Source organism: Bacillus cereus group sp. BceL291 (assembly GCF_051776705.1).
Lineage (GTDB): Bacteria > Bacillota > Bacilli > Bacillales > Bacillaceae_G > Bacillus_A > Bacillus_A cereus.
This window is the reverse complement of the sequence record NZ_JBPWAP010000004.1, coordinates 47,211-64,046: the sequence shown is the minus strand read 5'-3', so window position 1 is coordinate 64,046 and position 16,836 is coordinate 47,211. Positions and strand designations below refer to the sequence as shown.

Sequence of the window (16,836 nt, the reverse complement as noted above, 5' to 3'; positions counted from 1 at the left end):
CTTATCTACACTCAAAAGAAGGAATTTTCTGTATTTTAACAAACAAAAAAGTGCATCTCTTATTTAAAGGGATGCACTCGACTATTCATTTACTTCAGAAAATATTTTTCAATATCATCTAACATAAGATTTGCAGCTACAATACCACCTGCTGTATTCCAAATCACTTCATCTACTTGGAATACTTTATTATTTTTAGAAGCCTGTAGTTGCTTAAAGAGTGGATCTTCTGTCCATTCCTTCGCTAACGAATTTCCTTCATTATTCTTATCTGCATCTTTATCAGACGTGAAATAGAATAAGTAGTCTCCGTCCATATTTGGAATCTGCTCTTTTGTAATTCCTTTTATCGCAAAATCATCTTTATCTTGTAATGGTGGTCGTTTAAATCCAATATCATTTAAAACAACACCCGAGAATGAGTTTTTTTGATAAATACGAACATCACCTGGCACGAAACGAATAATAGAAACTTTAGAATTCAATTTATCGCCTAACTTCTCTTTCATTCCTTCAATGCGTTTTTTATAATCATCAAGAGCTTTTTGCCCTTCTTTTTCTTTATTTACAGCTTTTGTATAAAGTGTAAAGTTTTCTTTCCAATCACCGCGTAATGTTTCTGCATAAACAGTTGGTGCGATTTCTTTTAGCTGATCATATATTTTTTCATGACGCATTTTATTTCCGATAATTAAATCTGGCTTAAGCTTCATTACAGCCTCTAAATTAATATCACGTTCAGTTCCTACAACTTCCGTGTTTTTTAACTCTTTCGCTAAATGAGGATACCATTCATCACCAGCACGTGGTTTCGTAGTCCCCACTGGCGTTACGCCCACAGCTAGGAGAGCCTCTGCGCCTTCATTTGTTAAAACAACAACTTTTTTAGGTGTACCATTTACTGTCGTTTCACCCATTGCATGCTTTACCGTATATGAATCTTTTGCTTTCGCTGATATATTATTTTCTTTTTTCTCTTCTTTACTACATCCTGCAATTACAACCATGAGTATCATAATGCAGAACATAATTAGTTTTTTAGTATGTATCATATGTCCTCCCTAGATGAAATCGATTATCATTAACATTTAAAGATTAATGTATCTTATATACATTGTCAATGTATATAAGAAAACTTTTTTAATACATACTATTTAGATTCTATCCGCTTTTCTAAGGTTTCTTTTTAAAACATAGTGCATAAGTATGAAAATAAATGTTGTTATTAAAATGCGTATCCTTGTTATACATAACAAGGATACGCATCCATATTGCATTATCATTTTAATTCCTAATATTGAGTATATTTAATATACGCTGGGTCATTATATACCCACTGATTTCCACCAAGGTTTAACCAACCATTTTCATTTATATATACTAAATAAGATTCTGGAGAATTTAATTGGCGGATAACTGCAGATGTAGTTGATGGACCACTTCTTAAATTTACATTCATCCCTTGTATATATGCAACCCCAATCGGGCTTCCATCACTATTGCTTGTCTTTACAAAATTAATGTACGAAGGATCATTATACACCCATTGCCCATTCCCCAAATCTAGCCATCCGTTACTTTCCTGATATACAACGTAAGATTCTGGAGAATTTAATTGACGAATAACTGAGGAAGAAGTTGATGGACCATTTCTTAAATTTACATTTTTCCCAAGAATATAAGCGATTCCCTTCGTTTGAGGTGTCGGTTGTGGGTTAGGGGGTTGTGGATTTGGAGCTACTCCAAAAATAGCTGCTATTCCATTTGCATACGATTGACTTAGATCTTCAATAAATTGTGGATTTTTTAATAAATTTGCATCAAACGCTGTATCAATAAAAGCAGTCTCAGTTAAAATTGCATCCATTGTGGTTTCTCTTAATACCGCATAATTTTCTTTTTTTGCTCCTCGATCACGAAGACCATATTTTGTTAATACAGGATTGACAGCTGTATGCATTTTTTGTTGCTTTGCATATGCAGTGCTGCTATTGGATAACGCATTATAAATATAACTTTCAAAACCTGTACCCCCGCCGCTATTAATATGAAATGAAATAAAATAATCCGCACTGAAAGCATTAGCAATATTAGCACGTTCAGATAAAGAAATAAACACATCACTATCACGTGTCATTTTAATTGTAATTGGGTAATTTACCGTTAAAATGTCTCGAACGCGTCTAGCAATTTGAAGTGTTAAGTTTTTTTCTACTAAACCATTACCAACAGCACCAGAATCATATCCACCGTGCCCTGCGTCTATAACAAGTTTCATTTTATTGCCCCGCCCCTTTCTTGTAATATGTTTGCATTTCTACTCGTCCTATTTTATGTGAAATGTACAGGTTCTGTTACAATTGCAAATAAAAAAACCGCCTTATGTAAGGCGGTTTCTATCATCTTGCTTTAACCAATTTAAAATAAATATATACGATTGATAGTGAACATAACGTATGCAAAATAAAATAAATAAAAGTGCTATTCCAACACCACTATAAAGTAAACCAAACTTTAAAAAAACATTTACAAGTGGTGGAAAGTTCATTAAATTTTGTAATGTACTAAGCATACAAAACATAATGAAAAAGACAGGGATGTATTGTAATTCATACGGCTTTTTTTTCTTACTCATTCTTTTCCGAATGATTATATGACATAATTCTGCTACTATAAAGCACCCTCCAATTAATACAAGACCAGAAGTCATCGTCATACATCCACCTGCCTTATATTTATTGTATCGCATAAATAATCATCGTTATATTTTCTTTACATACTCTTCATCTTCTGAAGCAAAACCAAAACTCTCTATGAAAGACTTCGCCTTTTCTGTTAATTTCTCTTGTAGCACTTTGATTTCTTTCACATTTCTTTGTTTCATCATTTCTTCAAATGTAAAATACGTATTTGTACCATAACCGTAACCTTGGTAATCAAAATGAATAATTAGCTGTGATAAAACAGCCCGTTCCTCTTGTACACTATAATCTATTACACCAATATATGTATCATCAACTTTCACACAGTACTGTACCTTTTTCTCACCTAAACTATGCGATTTAAACATTTCTTTAACAACGCTTTCATTTTCTACAGTAACTTTCTCAAACGTAATCATATGTTGTCCATCCTTTTACTATTATTGTATCAATAATACTTCCTATTTATGAAAAAAACCTTAAGACCGTATGCGATCTTAAGGTTTTTCTAATTAAACTAAGCTATACGCACGTTTTGTTTCTTCATGGAACTTATTCGTATCGTATTTATGCTCAACATAAATTTGGTGCCATACCATAAACGCAAGTACAGTCCAAATTTTACGGCTATAATCGCCTTTATCTGCACAATGTGCTTCCAGTAAGTTTAATACATACTGTTTGTCGATTAAATGCTCTGTCTTACTTTCGTTTATAATATTTATAGCCCAATCATGCATTTCGTCTTTTAACCAGTGACGAATTGGTACTGGGAATCCAAGTTTTTTACGATCTAATACGTGATCTGGAACGATTCCGCGTGCTGCTTCACGTAAAATAGCTTTCGTAGTTCCGTTAGCAATCTTAAATTCAGTTGGAATTTTAGATGCAACATCGAATACTTCTTTATCTAAGAACGGTACACGAAGTTCTAATGAGTTTGCCATTGTCATTTTATCAGCTTTTAATAAAATGTCACCGCGTAGCCATGTGAACATGTCAATGTACTGCATTTTACTTACATCATCATAATCTTTAATCTCGTTATACAATGGTTTCGTGATATCCATATAGTTAACACTTTCATTGTAATACTTCATTAATTCAGCTTTTTCTTCTTCACGGAAGATTTTAGCATTTCCATAGTAACGCTCTTCAATTGGTGTACATCCACGCTCTAGGAAGCTCTTACCTTTAAATCCTTCTTTAAGAGCACCACTTAATGCTTTTAGAACGCTCTTACCTGGGCTAGGAATGTAAGAGAACATTTTTAGTGAGTTTGGCTCACGGTAAATGTTATAACCACCAAATAGCTCGTCTGCGCCTTCACCAGAAAGAACAACTGTTACATGTTTACGTGCTTCTTTCGCAACGAAGTACAATGGTACAGCTGCTGGATCAGCTAAAGGATCATCCATATGCCAAATGATTTTTGGGAACTCATCCATAAATTCTTTCGCTGAAATGAATACGTTATGGTTTTTAACGCCTAATTTCTCAGCAGTTTCTTTCGCAACATCAACTTCACTGAAACCACGTTGCTCAAAACCAACAGAGAATGTTAAAAGATTTGGATTCATTTCTCTTGCGATAGAAGCGATGATAGATGAATCGATACCACCAGATAAGAATGAACCTACTGGTACATCACTACGCATATGCACTTTTACTGAATCATATAACACATCACGAATTGCTTGGATATGCTCCTCTTTCGTTGCACTTGAAGCATTGAAATAAGGTTTCCAGTAGCGATGGATTTCCATCTCTTTACCGATTTCTTTTACGAAATAATGACCAGGCTCGATTTTATTAACATCAATTGTTAAAGTTTCTGGCTCTGGACCATATTGGTACGTAAAGTAATGTTGTAGTGACGTTGGATTAACGCCTTTATCTTCCATCACATGCATAATACTTTTCTTCTCAGATGCGAAGAATGTAGTATCACCTTGTTGTGCGATGTATAAAGGTTTAATACCGAAGTGGTCACGTGCACCGAAAAGTTTCTTTTCTTCACGATCCCAAATCATAAATGCAAACATACCACGAAGGTAGTCTACACATTTTTCTTTCATATGTGCATACAATGCAATGATAACTTCTGTATCAGATTGCGTTGCAAACGTTGCACCTTTTTCAAGTAACATTTCACGTAATTCTACATAGTTGTAAATTTCACCATTAAAAATAATTACATATCGATCATTTTCATAAGTTAGCGGCTGATGTCCTGCCTCTAAGTCAATGATGCTTAAACGGCGGAAGCCAAATTGTACATGTTCATCACGAAAATATCCTTCGTCATCTGGACCACGGTGGAAAATCATCGTGTTCATATTTTCAAATTGATGTTTTTCTGTTTCTGAAAACTCTCTAGGGTTTTCACATAAACATCCTACAAAACCACACATACTTCTTACCCTCTTTCAGTTTTCATTCTGTCTCTATACTACTATATCAACCCTATTTATACTAGCATAATCAACTGAATATGGCGACCAAAAACTATAAAAAAATCACTCCATTTCACATTTTTAACAATTTTTTATGAAAACATGAAAACTAGGCACTCACCTTTCTCCGCTTTTGTCATATGATATTGCAAATTGATTTCTAGGAGGGAATACCATGAGTGAAGAAAAAAAAGATTCTTCTCGCCCACCGGTTCGTAATTACTTAAAGCAAATTGATGATTTCTTCGAGCAAACACCTCTTCGCAATGTAATCGCTGATTTAAATCATTTTTTCCAAAAAGGAAACCGTTTATTAACATTCCCTGTAGATTTATATGAAGTTGGTGAAGAACTCGTTGTTACAGCTGAACTACCAGGTATACAAAAAGAACAAATCCAAATTGAAATACAAAGTGAATACTTAAAAGTCTCTGTAAAAGAAGAGATACTTGAAGAGGAAGAAGAACAAACATCCCATAACTATTATCGCCGAGAACGTTCCATTTCAGAAGCATCAAGATTGATTAAATTGCCGTATTCAATTAATAAAAAAGCGGCAAAAGCTTCTTATCAAAATGGCGTATTAGAAATTCGGGCGCCGAAACTTCCCCAGCAACATGACATTTTATCGATAGACTAATGCAAAAAAATAAGGGTGCTATGCACCCTTATTTTTAACCCACTAATCGCTTCATATCACGTATAATGTCTTCGTATGGCGTATTACTAATGCCACTATACTTTTTCATTACTTTTCCGTTTTGATCAATTAAATAAAATGATGTACCATGCATGACCTGACCGTTCTCCGGCTTATCTACAAGTGATTGGAAATTATCTTTTGAAAACTTTGTAATATCTTCTAACGAATACCCCGTTAATAAATTCCAGTTACTAGTATCCTCTGTAAACTTTTGAATAAAAGCTTTCAGATTTTCTGGCTTATCAAGGTCTGGATCTACACTAAATGAAACAAACTGAACGTCTAATTTCTCTTCTTTTGCCATCTTTTGAAGCTTGGCCATATTTGCAGTCATTGGTGGACAAACTGTCTGACAATTTGTGAACATAAAATCTGCAACCCAAACTTTCCCTTTTAAATCTTTTGTACCAAATTGCTTTCCATCTTGATTTGTAAATTGGAAGGTTTCTAAATCCCAATTTAATGGTTTACGAAGCTTTGAACCTGATTCACTACATCCAGCAAGTACAAAGAGACAAAATACAACCATAAGACCAATTATTTTTTGATAACGCTTCATTTATAAACCTCTTTTCTCTATCCTAAATTTAAATAGGTTATGTTTATAATAACAAAAGTTAACACTACGAGAAAATTGTTTACTACATTTGTTCACGAAATCGTACGAATTTACGTATGTTACTTCTTTATTTCAAGCGAATTACTAGACAAAATATATTTTTTTACTATTATTTCTCTAAATAAAAGTGATAAAACTAATTTTATTGTTACTTTTGTAAATACCTCTCCCTATTTTTTAACAATTCCTTAAACATTAATCCATGTTTTACACTGTATTCCTTAACAACATTTCGGTACAATACAAATACAACGATTTTAAATGAGGTGATGTTCATGGCAAAGCGCTATGAAAATATGGATAATGTTAGTACAAAAAAATCAATTCGCTCTTTTTTACGCTGGCGTAAAGAACGAAAGCAAAACAAAAAAGATTTTTCTTTCTTAGTAGAACAATCACCCGTTAAACAAAGTGCATTTTTACAAAGTAATGTTGAAAAAACGACTATCACATGGATTGGGCATTCCACTTTTCTTATCCAAACGAATGGACTTAATATATTAACAGATCCAGTATGGGCTAATAAATTAAAGCTAGTTCCAAGACTTACAGAACCTGGACTCTCTATAGAAGCACTACCTAAAATTGATATTGTCCTTATTTCACATGGTCATTATGATCATTTAGATTTTTCAACTCTTCGTCAGTTGAATGATGATGTTCTATATCTTGTACCTATTGGATTAAAAAAATTATTTACTCGTAAGAAATTTAAACATGTAGAAGAGTATAAATGGTGGGAAAGTACGATAATTAACGAAGTTTCTTTTCACTTCGTACCTGCTCAGCACTGGACGAGAAGATTCTTATTTGATATGAATACGTCTCACTGGGGTGGATGGATTATTGATAATGAAACGACTATGGAAACCATATATTTTTGTGGCGACAGTGGCTATTTCCAAGGTTTCAAAGAAATTGGTGAACGCTTTTTAATTGATATTGCTCTTATGCCCATTGGCGCTTATGAACCAGAATGGTTTATGAAAGTATCTCATGTTTCACCTGAAGAGGCCGTGCAAGCTTATTTAGATTTAAACGCTACACATTTTATACCAATGCATTACGGAGCTTTTGCACTCGCCGATGAAGCACCTCGTGAAGCAATAACTAGACTTCGAAATAATTGGAATTTGCGCATGTTACCGTGGGAACAACTGCATGTACTCTTTTTAGGTCAAACTTTTATTTATAGTAACGCAACAAATGATAAGCAAATAAACGAAAAAATTGAAACTTTACATGTGTAACGTAATGACTGATTTTCTATATCCAACATATAATATAGAAAATCCTATAGTGAAACTTTAATTAGTGGGATTTCTTCATCCCCACTGATTATTTGCCTTCACCGATCAAGCTTTTACGGGCAGCCCGCTACCTAACCTCTTTGCTCCAGCTAAATTTGAGGTAGAGAGTTTTACTGTCCGCAAATAGCAGGATAAAGGGTGTTTTCTATGAATGAATATTTACAGACTCGCTATATCATTAGCGGTAGTGCCTGTGTAGCTCTTCTTATTTCTTACTTTCTATTTACATAAAAAAGCTACTTGAAATATATTTTCAAGTAGCTTTTTTATTACTCTGCTAAATACATAAATCCGATTGCGCCCGGACCTGTATGAGTACTAATAATAGGCGTTGTATAGAAAATTTCTGATTGAGCAAATCCACTCACTTTTTCAACCGCCGCTTTCATACTTTCAGCTAAAGGAATTGCTTTCGCATGCGGAATTGCAACAGCTTTTACGACTTTTCCAGCCGTATCTTGCTCAAATAACTTAGCTAATGTTTTTACAATTTGGCCTTGGCTACGAACTTTCGTTACAGGATTATAAACACCGTCTTCAAGACTAGCAATTGGCTTTATATTAAGTAGCGAACCGATAAACGCTTTTCCTTTACCGATACGTCCACCCTTCACTAAGTTTTCTAATGTATCCACTACTACATATAAACGAGTATTCTTTCTTACTTCATCTACACGTTTTAAAATTTCTTCTAGTGAGCGTCCGTCATTTGCCATTTTTGCAGCTTCAATTACTTGATATGCTAAAGCATGTGTAATAAATTGAGAATCAACAACTGTTACTTTTGTATCAGTCATTGATGCAGCGCTATTTGCAGTTGCTACAGTACCGCTCATTCCACTTGTCATATGGATAGAAAGGACTTCGCTTCCATCTTCCCCTAGCTTGTCATACATTTCTACAAATGTACCCATAGCTGGTTGTGATGTTTTTGGTAATTCCTCTGATTTAATCATTTCTTCAATAAATTCGTCAGGTTGTAAATCAACGCGATCTAAATATGTTTGTCCATTTACAGAGATTGATAATGGTAAAACATGAATGTCATACTTTTCGATTACGTCTTGTGATAAATCTGCCGTTGAATCTGTTACAATTTTAATTTTTTGCATACTATACTTCTTCCCTTTCCAATACGCTCTCCTTGTTATTATACTAGTATTCCCATTGCTTTCAACAATTTGGAACGAAATTTCATCAAATTAATTATATTTTCATATCTAAAATGAAAAAGACAGAGTTTACTAACCCTGTCCGTACTTCGTATCATGCATTTTTTTCAAGGGTATTTGTTTTATATACATTTAAATAATCATTCCACTTCAAACAATTTTGTAAATATTCACGGAAAGAATACGAAAATCTTGGGTGTTTTTGTCTTTGAATTTTTGCAATAAATAATTGAAGACGAGACTGAATTAGAAACGATAATGGATGCTGTGCCTGTAGGACAGGGATTTCGAATATTTTAATGCAATCCCCTGTTGAATGAGTGAAATAAAAACTTTTCGTAATCACAATATCAATCCTCTTTTTCATTGGATTTTTGAACTTCCTCTACTTTGCGCTGTAACACGTTGTTTAAAGTGGAGTAAAATCAGACTTATATGATTTCTGTAGTCCTTATGGCTAGAAGATTTATACTCTATTCATCTCCACCTAATTCACCTTCCCGTCCTAAATATCTCTGAGACGGGAATCTCATTATCCATCAATTGTTTAATACATTTAGTATAAGCTTATAAAAGCGCAAAGTTTGTCTAAATTTTGGAGATTCTATAATTTTTTTCTTCTATATATTGTATACGTTTATAGCTATAGTATAACAAATAAATAAAAAAGTGCCTTTATAACGAGGCACTTTTCGACTGCATTTCTTCTCTTTTCTTTTTCCTCTTACTAACAACCTTTGATAACGCAATACTTACTTCATAAATACAAATAAGCGGCACTGCAACTAAACTATGAGATAAAAAGTCTGGCGGTGATATACAAGATGCAATGATAATTAATGCTACGTAAGCATACCTTCTTATTTTTATTAAAAATTCCGCCGTAAGTATTCCAATGCTAGTTAAAAACATTACAACGACTGGCAATTCAAAAATCACAGCAAATGGAACTGTTAAATTAAGTACAAAATGAAAATACTTTTCTGTCGTAAACATCGTATTAAACATTTCATTACCTATCGTAGTTAAAAAGTGAAATAGAAACGGCATTACAATGAAATATCCAAAACATAAACCTGCGAGAAATAATATAGACAATACCGGTATATACATTATTGTCATCTTTTGTTCATTTGGATGTAAACCCGGTTTTACAAATAACCAAATTTGTATAGCAGCAAAAGGAATTGTACAAACGATAGCAAATACTGTAGCAATCGAGAAAAAAATCCACAATACATCACTTGGACCGAGAACAGTTAATTTCATTGGTAAATCTTTTACAAGCCAAAAATAAATATCCTTTGTAAAAGTAAATCCAATAATTAAAAATAGTACAAAGGATAACACCGTATATATTACTCTTTTTCGAAGCTCAACAATATGTTCTACTACGCTCATTTCCCGATCTTCCATCTCGTTCACCACACTTTATTTATCCATTACAAGGAAAATACACTACATTTTTTCTTTCTTTTCCTTTTCTTGAAATGCGTCATCTGTCAATTCTTTCGTTGATTTTTTAAACTCTTTTAACGTTTCCCCTAAAGCCTTCCCGATTTCCGGCAATTTTTTAGGTCCAAATAAAATGAGTACTGCTACTAAAATTAAAATTAACCCTGGAAAGCCAATATTTGAAAACATTTCCCCATCCCCTTTATTAGTAGTTTCCTTGTCCTACTATTACATAATTTTATTTTGTCAAAAAAGTTTGAAAACGTCAACAAATCCATTGTCTTTTGTCAAAAAAATTCAAAAATATAATCAATTATACAAATTTCATTTTCTATTGCTCTTGTGTATGATATGGTAAGGGAAATGACATATTATTTTATGATAGTAGAAAGGATTTGCATTATGACTGAAAAAATGACACGAATGACCCAATTTGTAAAAGAAGAAATTGCAAATGCAATTACACATGGTATCGGTGCCATTTTAAGCATCCCTGCCTTAATCATATTGATTATTCATGCTTCTAAGCACGGTACCGCATCAGCTGTAGTTGCATTTACTGTTTATGGTGTAAGCATGTTCTTACTGTACTTGTTTTCAACATTGCTACATAGCATTCATCATCCTAAAGTAGAAAAAATATTTACTATTTTAGATCATTCAGCCATTTACTTATTGATTGCTGGCACGTATACTCCTTTTCTACTTATTACACTTCGTGGCCCATTAGGATGGACGTTGCTTGCTATAATATGGACACTAGCAATCGGAGGTATCGTCTTCAAAATTTTCTTTGTACGTCGCTTTATAAAGGCTTCAACTTTATGTTACATCATTATGGGTTGGCTCATAATCGTTGCCATTAAACCACTTTATGAAAATCTAACTGGACATGGTTTTTCACTACTTTTAGCAGGTGGAATTTTATATTCTGTCGGAGCTATATTCTTCCTTTGGGAAAAGCTACCTTTCAACCATGCCATATGGCACCTGTTCGTTTTAGGTGGTAGTGCGATGATGTTCTTCTGTGTACTCTTTTATGTCTTACCTACAGCATAATAAAAAAGGATTCAGCTTACTATAAGCTGAATCCTTTTTTATTACTTATGTAATTGTGATGCGATAACTTCCTGTGTATGCTTCGTTAATTCTTTAATATCCATATTCGCATAATCTTCAGGTGTAATCGGCTTAGAAATTGTTACTGTTGCATGAGCTGGCTTCATACGATTTCCATTCGCTTCAAACATCTTATATGTACCATCTAACGTTACAGGTAAAATTGCTACACCTGACTTTACTGCCAGATGAAAACTACCAGCCTTAAACTCTCCAACTTCGCCACCCTTACTTCTCGTTCCTTCAGGGAAAATTACGATAGAATGTCCATTTTTTAATAGTTCAATTCCATCTTTAATCGCTTGAAGAGATTGACGACGATCGCTACGATCCATAAATACACAATTCATAAGTTCCATCCAAGTTGGTACAACTGGGAACTTTTTAATCTCTGCTTTTGAAACGAATCCAATTGGTTTATTTAAGTAACCTAGTAAAACAGGGATATCCATATTACTTTGGTGATTACTTACAACTAGTACTGGCTTGTCTTTCGGAACATTTTCAAGTCCTTTCACTTCTACTGCCCCTCCAGCTACACGTACCATTTTCTTACCAAACCAATTTGTCGTTTTATACACAGCATTATCTTTTTCTTTTGGCGCCATCGTATTTACTTGTCTTTTAAGACGCCACATTCTCGGTGTAATCGCAATTACGATTAAAATTAAATAAAAGATTTTAAAAAACGTTTGAATCATACAGAACCCCCACCTATTATCATTCCGACCTTCATTATACTAGACAAACGAAGGAAAAAGAAGAAAAAAAGTCCAAACAGCAAGTGTTTGGACTTTTTAAGCATTCTATATTAGAAACGTTTTGCTAATTCACGAGCATTAGCAATTGCTGCTTCTTTAATTTCTTGTGCTTTTTCAGGGTTTGCATTCATACCTTCAACTGCGATATATTCAGTATCATTTACACCGACAAATCCTAATACAGTCTTTAAGTGATTGCGACCGAAGTCTACAGCTGCGTATGCTCCTTCAGAATATACGCCACCTGTTGCCTGAATGTGAAGTGCTTTTTTACCTTCTAATAAGCCGACTGGACCATTTTCAGTATATTTGAATGTTTTACCTGCGATTGCTACGTTATCTAAGTATGCTTTTACTACTGGTGGATAGCTAAAGTTCCACATTGGAGTTACGAATACATAACGATCTGCATTCATAAATGTTTCTAAGTTTGTGTTCATTGCTGCTACTTTTTGTTGTTGAACTTCAGTTAAAGCTTCAAAGCCTTCACCTGCTGCAAATTTACCCCAAGCAGCAAATACATCTGCATCAATTGCTGGTACTGTAGTGTTGAATAAATCAATTGTTACAACTTCGTCTTGTGGATGTTCGTTTTTATAAGCTTCGATGAAAGCCTCCCCTACTGCCATTCCGAAAGAACCTTCTGCTGAATTTGGATTTGCTGTGATAAATAGTACTTTTGTCATTGTATTCTCTCCCTTTTTTCTCTTTATCTTTAATTCAAGATTTGTTTTTTAAAAGTTAATAACTTACCTTATGTAAGTATAATACAAAAAGTTTTAATCAATGTCAATAAAAAATAGCTACTTTTTTTTCGTAAGTTAATGATTTACTTTGTTTCCTTAAAATTTAGTATACAGATATTAAGAATTCTTTCGTATAAAAAGGCTACCTCTACAACTTATAGAGATAGCCTTCTATTACATATTATTTTTGAAATACATGTTTTACTTTTTCAGCTGGAATATTACTCCCGCCTCTACCTTTTACATCTTCAATCATCATTGTAATGACCATATCTGGTGAATTTAAATCAAATGCAGCGAACCAACCTAGTTCTTTTCCTTCGGCCTCTTTTGATACTTTTAATTCCGCTGTACCTGTTTTTCCAGCAAGAGTCATACCATCAATTTTAGCAATTTTCCCTGTACCATCTGGATCATTAATTACTTTCGTCATTGCAGTTTTTAATATATCCTGATTTCCTTTAGAAATTACATTTTCTTTCCAAGCTTTTGGTTGTTTATCTGTTTTAATAATATACGGTGACGGAATAGTTCCATCATTTACAATCGGCGCATACGTTAAAGCTAAATGAAGAGGAGTCATTAATACTTGTCCTTGTCCATATCCCGTATCTGCCATTTGAATATCATTTTTAATGCCGTCATTTGCAATTTTAGAAGCAGGGAATCCATATTCAATTGGTAGTTTCTCATCGAATCCGAATTTTTTCGCTTCACTCATAAACTTGTCTTTTCCGATTTTTAAAGCTTCTTGTGCGAAGTAAATATTATCCGAGTATTTCATCGCCTTATCAAAATCAATCGGATTTGCATCTTTCACACGCGTTACATAGTAATTACCCCAAGAAGAATCTTTTGTCCATTTTAATCCTTCAATTTTCAACTCTTCTTTTGGATCAATCGTTTTCGTTTCAAGACCAATTGCAGCTGTAATAGGTTTAAATACAGAACCTGGTACCGACAATTGTGTAAAACGATTTGTCATTGGTTTTTTCGGATCATTATTCCAAGCTTCGCGTTGTGCCTTCGATGTCCCTCGTGCAATTATATTAGGATCATATGCTGGACTACTTACTAGTGCAATTGTTTCTCCACTTTTCGGATTAATTGCTGCACTTGAACCAGCTTCGCCCTTCATTTCATTATACGTTTTTTCTTGAACAACACTATCAATAGTTAAAGTTACATTTTCTCCATCAACAGCATCTGTTTTTGCTAAATTTTTAATTTCTTTTCCTTGCGCATCTTCTACAAAGACACGGCCACCTTTCTTACCGCGTAGCTTTTCCTCTAATACTTGCTCTAAGCCAGCTTTACCAACTGGGTCATCAGCTTGATAGCCTTTCTTTTGTAGCGTTTTTAAATCTTCAGCATTTACCTTTCCAATATAACCAGTCAGATGAGCTGCCGCTTCCCCTAGCGGATATGTACGAACATTTACAGGTTTTGTTGAAACACCTGGTAAATCAATGTACGTATTTTGTGTTGCCCCTTCAGGCAAAATTCCAATTGGTACGAGATACCCTGGTTTTACCCATTTAGCAGCTAATTTTTGATCAATTTCTTCTACAGACGTATTTAATAACTTCGCTACTGTTTCTTTCGTTTGCGGAGCAGTATCGCCTAACTTTTCAGGAATCAATCCGATTTCAGAAGCTTTCCCATTCGTTGCAAGACCTTTTCCATTACGATCGTATATTTCACCACGTTTTGGCTGTGTTGTCTGCATACGCACTTTACTATCTTTCGTCATGCCAGGGAAAATAAAATCAGGAGTCCAATCTATTTTCCAAGATTCTTTATCTCCATCTTTTTCTTTTACCATTTTTGCTTCATGACCAAATGTGATTTTACCACCAACTGTATCCATGCTTACTTTAAAAGGAACAGGACCTTCATCTTTTTTATCTTCTTTTACTTCCCCTGTTTCTACCTTTAAGTCTTTCACTTCGATACCAGAATAAATTTTTTCATATTTCTCAGTAAACTCTTTCTTTGAAATATCTTTTTTTGCATTTTTTGATAGTTGATCATACATATCTGCAAATTTTTGTTTATTCCACGCTTTTACATATGTATCAAACGCTTCTTGTGGTTTTTCTTCTTTACCACATCCAACTAACATGAATGTTAAGCAAAGAAAAAGAATCCCCCATATCTTTCTCAATCGATTCTCCTCCTCTTTCTATATTAGTACTTTTGAAAATTTTAGCATTTTTACATGCTACCTATCATTATAGCACTATCGAATCTCATCTATAAACTTATATTGGTGAATATAAATAAAAAGATTGATGTGAATTCTCACATCAATCTTTTTTATTATTGTTGCTTCTCATATACATGGTAATAATACGTATACGGGTTTTTTTCATCCGTTAAACCTTTTTCTACAAAAATCTCTTTCCAATTTGTCATATCCATTTCTGGGAAGAATGTATCTCCTTCAAATGCATAATGGATTTTTGTTATATATAACTTGTCTACATAAGGTAAAAAGAGATCGTAAATTTGCGCTCCGCCAAAAATAAAAATCTCTTCTTCATTTTTACATAGTTCAAATACTTCTTCTACAGAATGAACAACTTCACACCCTTCAACATGATACCCTTCATTACGAGTTACAATAATATTACGTCTTCCAGGCAGTGGTCTACCAATCGCTTCATAGTTCTTTCTTCCCATAATAAGCGGGTGGCCCATCGTTGTTTTCTTCACGTATTGTAATTCACTCGGTAAACGCCAAGGTAAATTATTATCTTTACCAATTACTCTATTTTCGTCCATCGCGACCATAAATGAAACAATCATTTTTTCATCTCCTCTACAATTATACTGCAACCGGTGCTTTAATTGCTGGATGCGGATCGTATCCTTCAATCGTTAAATCTTCCATTTCAAAATCAAACACAGATTTCACATCTGGATTTAATGTAAGTTTCGGGAATGGACGTGGTTCACGTGCCAATTGCTTTTCTACTTGTTCAAAATGATTTGTATAAATGTGTGCATCTCCAATTGTATGAACAAATTCTCCTACTTCAAGACCACATTCATGTGCAATTAAATGTGTTAGTAGTGAATAACTTGCGATGTTAAATGGAATTCCAAGGAATATGTCACCACTTCTTTGATATAGCTGACAAGAAAGTTTTCCGTCCGCTACATAAAATTGGAATAATGTATGACAAGGCGGTAATGCCATACTCGGTACGTCTTCAGGATTCCAAGCAGAAACGATTAAACGACGTGAGTCTGGTGTTTTTTTAATCATTTCAATTACATCTTTTAATTGATCAAGTGTCTCACCAGCTGTCGTTTTCCAAGCACGCCATTGTTTACCGTAAACGTCTCCTAAATAACCATATTTATTTGAGAACTCATCATCTTCTAAAACGTTCTTTTTAAACAATTCCATTTGCTCATCGTACTGTACTTTAAATTCTTCATCTTGTTGTGAGCGAAGACCAAAATCAGTCATGTCAGGACCAGTATACTCATCACTTTCTACCCAGCTCTTAAACGCCCATTCATTCCAAATGTTATTATTATGCTGCAATAAATAGCGAATATTTGTATCACCTTTCATAAACCAAAGTAGTTCACTTGCTACAAGGCGAAATGGTACTCTTTTTGTCGTTAATAAAGGAAATCCTTTGCTCAAATCAAAACGCATTTGATATCCAAATACAGATACAGTTCCTGTCCCTGTACGATCTTCTTTCTTCGTACCATGTTCCATTACATGGCGGCATAAATTTAAGTATTCATTTTCAGCATGTTTCATATGTAG

General features: G+C 33.9%; 18 protein-coding genes. 3 read left to right on the top strand and 15 right to left on the bottom strand.

The window, feature by feature from the left end:
• Positions 1-89: 89 nt before the first annotated feature.
• From ACS2CR_RS04965 to asnB, 5 genes are all read right to left on the bottom strand, one after another.
• Positions 90-1,052 (bottom strand): ABC transporter substrate-binding protein, encoded by a 963-nt coding sequence (locus tag ACS2CR_RS04965; RefSeq protein ID WP_000581991.1) that lies wholly within the window; start codon positions 1,050-1,052, stop codon positions 90-92.
• 239 nt (positions 1,053-1,291) lie between these two features.
• Complete coding sequence (locus ACS2CR_RS04960) at positions 1,292-2,278, bottom strand: N-acetylmuramoyl-L-alanine amidase (RefSeq protein ID WP_021727621.1); 987 nt, start codon at positions 2,276-2,278, stop codon at positions 1,292-1,294.
• Between the two features lie 102 nt (positions 2,279-2,380).
• Positions 2,381-2,710 carry a hypothetical protein gene (locus tag ACS2CR_RS04955; RefSeq protein ID WP_000200459.1) on the bottom strand — a complete coding sequence of 110 codons (330 nt, stop codon included), beginning with the start codon at positions 2,708-2,710 and terminating at the stop codon, positions 2,381-2,383.
• A 51-nt stretch (positions 2,711-2,761) separates the two neighbouring features.
• Entirely contained in the window at positions 2,762-3,121 is a 360-nt protein-coding gene (locus tag ACS2CR_RS04950; protein ID WP_000627522.1) for a GNAT family N-acetyltransferase, read from the bottom strand.
• Positions 3,122-3,214: 93 nt separating this feature from the next.
• A complete protein-coding gene (gene asnB / locus ACS2CR_RS04945) occupies positions 3,215-5,116 on the bottom strand; it encodes an asparagine synthase (glutamine-hydrolyzing) (protein WP_000333816.1) in 1,902 nt (633 codons plus the stop codon).
• 217 nt (positions 5,117-5,333) lie between these two features.
• Between asnB and ACS2CR_RS04940 the strand changes: the two genes are divergently transcribed.
• Positions 5,334-5,798: an Hsp20/alpha crystallin family protein gene (locus ACS2CR_RS04940; protein ID WP_001288085.1), complete on the top strand. Its 465-nt coding sequence runs from the start codon at positions 5,334-5,336 to the stop codon at positions 5,796-5,798.
• A 34-nt stretch (positions 5,799-5,832) separates the two neighbouring features.
• Here ACS2CR_RS04940 and ACS2CR_RS04935 read toward each other — a convergent pair whose 3' ends face one another.
• Complete coding sequence (locus tag ACS2CR_RS04935; RefSeq protein ID WP_000833335.1) at positions 5,833-6,420, bottom strand: SCO family protein; 588 nt, start codon at positions 6,418-6,420, stop codon at positions 5,833-5,835.
• A 335-nt stretch (positions 6,421-6,755) separates the two neighbouring features.
• On the opposite strand from ACS2CR_RS04935, the gene ACS2CR_RS04930 reads away from it, so the two are divergent.
• The gene (locus tag ACS2CR_RS04930; RefSeq protein WP_001129627.1) at positions 6,756-7,730 is read left to right on the top strand and encodes an MBL fold metallo-hydrolase; all 975 of its coding nucleotides are present in this window, start codon (positions 6,756-6,758) and stop codon (positions 7,728-7,730) included.
• Positions 7,731-8,059: 329 nt separating this feature from the next.
• On the opposite strand, the gene ACS2CR_RS04925 is transcribed toward ACS2CR_RS04930, so the two are convergent.
• The 4 genes from ACS2CR_RS04925 to ACS2CR_RS04910 all read right to left on the bottom strand — a co-directional run bounded on the left by ACS2CR_RS04925 (position 8,060) and on the right by ACS2CR_RS04910 (position 10,606).
• Positions 8,060-8,902 carry a DegV family protein gene (locus ACS2CR_RS04925; RefSeq protein ID WP_001169470.1) on the bottom strand — a complete coding sequence of 281 codons (843 nt, stop codon included), beginning with the start codon at positions 8,900-8,902 and terminating at the stop codon, positions 8,060-8,062.
• A 154-nt stretch (positions 8,903-9,056) separates the two neighbouring features.
• Entirely contained in the window at positions 9,057-9,308 is a 252-nt protein-coding gene (locus ACS2CR_RS04920; RefSeq protein WP_000629013.1) for a DUF2535 family protein, read from the bottom strand.
• A gap of 329 nt (positions 9,309-9,637) precedes the next feature.
• Positions 9,638-10,378, bottom strand: coding sequence for a twin-arginine translocase subunit TatC (gene tatC / locus ACS2CR_RS04915; protein WP_000390120.1), 741 nt, complete (start codon positions 10,376-10,378; stop codon positions 9,638-9,640).
• A 42-nt stretch (positions 10,379-10,420) separates the two neighbouring features.
• Positions 10,421-10,606, bottom strand: a complete 186-nt coding sequence (locus ACS2CR_RS04910) for a twin-arginine translocase TatA/TatE family subunit (protein ID WP_000492443.1) — start codon at positions 10,604-10,606, stop codon at positions 10,421-10,423.
• A gap of 213 nt (positions 10,607-10,819) precedes the next feature.
• On the opposite strand from ACS2CR_RS04910, the gene trhA reads away from it, so the two are divergent.
• Entirely contained in the window at positions 10,820-11,476 is a 657-nt protein-coding gene (trhA, locus tag ACS2CR_RS04905; RefSeq protein ID WP_000136889.1) for a PAQR family membrane homeostasis protein TrhA, read from the top strand.
• A 41-nt stretch (positions 11,477-11,517) separates the two neighbouring features.
• On the opposite strand, the gene ACS2CR_RS04900 is transcribed toward trhA, so the two are convergent.
• From ACS2CR_RS04900 to ACS2CR_RS04880, 5 genes are all read right to left on the bottom strand, one after another.
• Positions 11,518-12,237, bottom strand: coding sequence for a lysophospholipid acyltransferase family protein (locus tag ACS2CR_RS04900; RefSeq protein ID WP_000616577.1), 720 nt, complete (start codon positions 12,235-12,237; stop codon positions 11,518-11,520).
• Positions 12,238-12,347: 110 nt separating this feature from the next.
• A complete protein-coding gene (locus ACS2CR_RS04895) occupies positions 12,348-12,983 on the bottom strand; it encodes an FMN-dependent NADH-azoreductase (protein WP_000170025.1) in 636 nt (211 codons plus the stop codon).
• 241 nt (positions 12,984-13,224) lie between these two features.
• Positions 13,225-15,210 (bottom strand): penicillin-binding protein 3, encoded by a 1,986-nt coding sequence (gene pbpC / locus ACS2CR_RS04890; RefSeq protein WP_001227250.1) that lies wholly within the window; start codon positions 15,208-15,210, stop codon positions 13,225-13,227.
• A gap of 155 nt (positions 15,211-15,365) precedes the next feature.
• On the bottom strand, positions 15,366-15,854 hold the full coding sequence (locus ACS2CR_RS04885; RefSeq protein WP_000637207.1) for a dihydrofolate reductase: 489 nt from the start codon (positions 15,852-15,854) through the stop codon (positions 15,366-15,368).
• Positions 15,855-15,873: 19 nt separating this feature from the next.
• The gene (locus tag ACS2CR_RS04880; RefSeq protein ID WP_000679609.1) at positions 15,874-16,830 is read right to left on the bottom strand and encodes a thymidylate synthase; all 957 of its coding nucleotides are present in this window, start codon (positions 16,828-16,830) and stop codon (positions 15,874-15,876) included.
• Between the last annotated feature and the right edge of the window lie 6 nt (positions 16,831-16,836).

Bases quoted from the DNA above. Each gene is read 5' to 3' on its own strand.
- ACS2CR_RS04965 (WP_000581991.1), bottom strand. From the start codon at position 1,052: ATGATACATACTAAAAAACTAATTATGTTCTGCATTATGATACTCATG.
- ACS2CR_RS04960 (WP_021727621.1), bottom strand. From the start codon at position 2,278: ATGAAACTTGTTATAGACGCAGGGCACGGTGGATATGATTCTGGTGCT.
- ACS2CR_RS04955 (WP_000200459.1), bottom strand. From the start codon at position 2,710: ATGACTTCTGGTCTTGTATTAATTGGAGGGTGCTTTATAGTAGCAGAA.
- ACS2CR_RS04950 (WP_000627522.1), bottom strand. From the start codon at position 3,121: ATGATTACGTTTGAGAAAGTTACTGTAGAAAATGAAAGCGTTGTTAAA.
- asnB (WP_000333816.1), bottom strand. From the start codon at position 5,116: ATGTGTGGTTTTGTAGGATGTTTATGTGAAAACCCTAGAGAGTTTTCA.
- ACS2CR_RS04940 (WP_001288085.1), top strand. From the start codon at position 5,334: ATGAGTGAAGAAAAAAAAGATTCTTCTCGCCCACCGGTTCGTAATTAC.
- ACS2CR_RS04935 (WP_000833335.1), bottom strand. From the start codon at position 6,420: ATGAAGCGTTATCAAAAAATAATTGGTCTTATGGTTGTATTTTGTCTC.
- ACS2CR_RS04930 (WP_001129627.1), top strand. From the start codon at position 6,756: ATGGCAAAGCGCTATGAAAATATGGATAATGTTAGTACAAAAAAATCA.
- ACS2CR_RS04925 (WP_001169470.1), bottom strand. From the start codon at position 8,902: ATGCAAAAAATTAAAATTGTAACAGATTCAACGGCAGATTTATCACAA.
- tatC (WP_000390120.1), bottom strand. From the start codon at position 10,378: ATGGAAGATCGGGAAATGAGCGTAGTAGAACATATTGTTGAGCTTCGA.
- ACS2CR_RS04910 (WP_000492443.1), bottom strand. From the start codon at position 10,606: ATGTTTTCAAATATTGGCTTTCCAGGGTTAATTTTAATTTTAGTAGCA.
- trhA (WP_000136889.1), top strand. From the start codon at position 10,820: ATGACTGAAAAAATGACACGAATGACCCAATTTGTAAAAGAAGAAATT.
- ACS2CR_RS04900 (WP_000616577.1), bottom strand. From the start codon at position 12,237: ATGATTCAAACGTTTTTTAAAATCTTTTATTTAATTTTAATCGTAATT.
- ACS2CR_RS04895 (WP_000170025.1), bottom strand. From the start codon at position 12,983: ATGACAAAAGTACTATTTATCACAGCAAATCCAAATTCAGCAGAAGGT.
- ACS2CR_RS04885 (WP_000637207.1), bottom strand. From the start codon at position 15,854: ATGATTGTTTCATTTATGGTCGCGATGGACGAAAATAGAGTAATTGGT.
- ACS2CR_RS04880 (WP_000679609.1), bottom strand. From the start codon at position 16,830: ATGAAACATGCTGAAAATGAATACTTAAATTTATGCCGCCATGTAATG.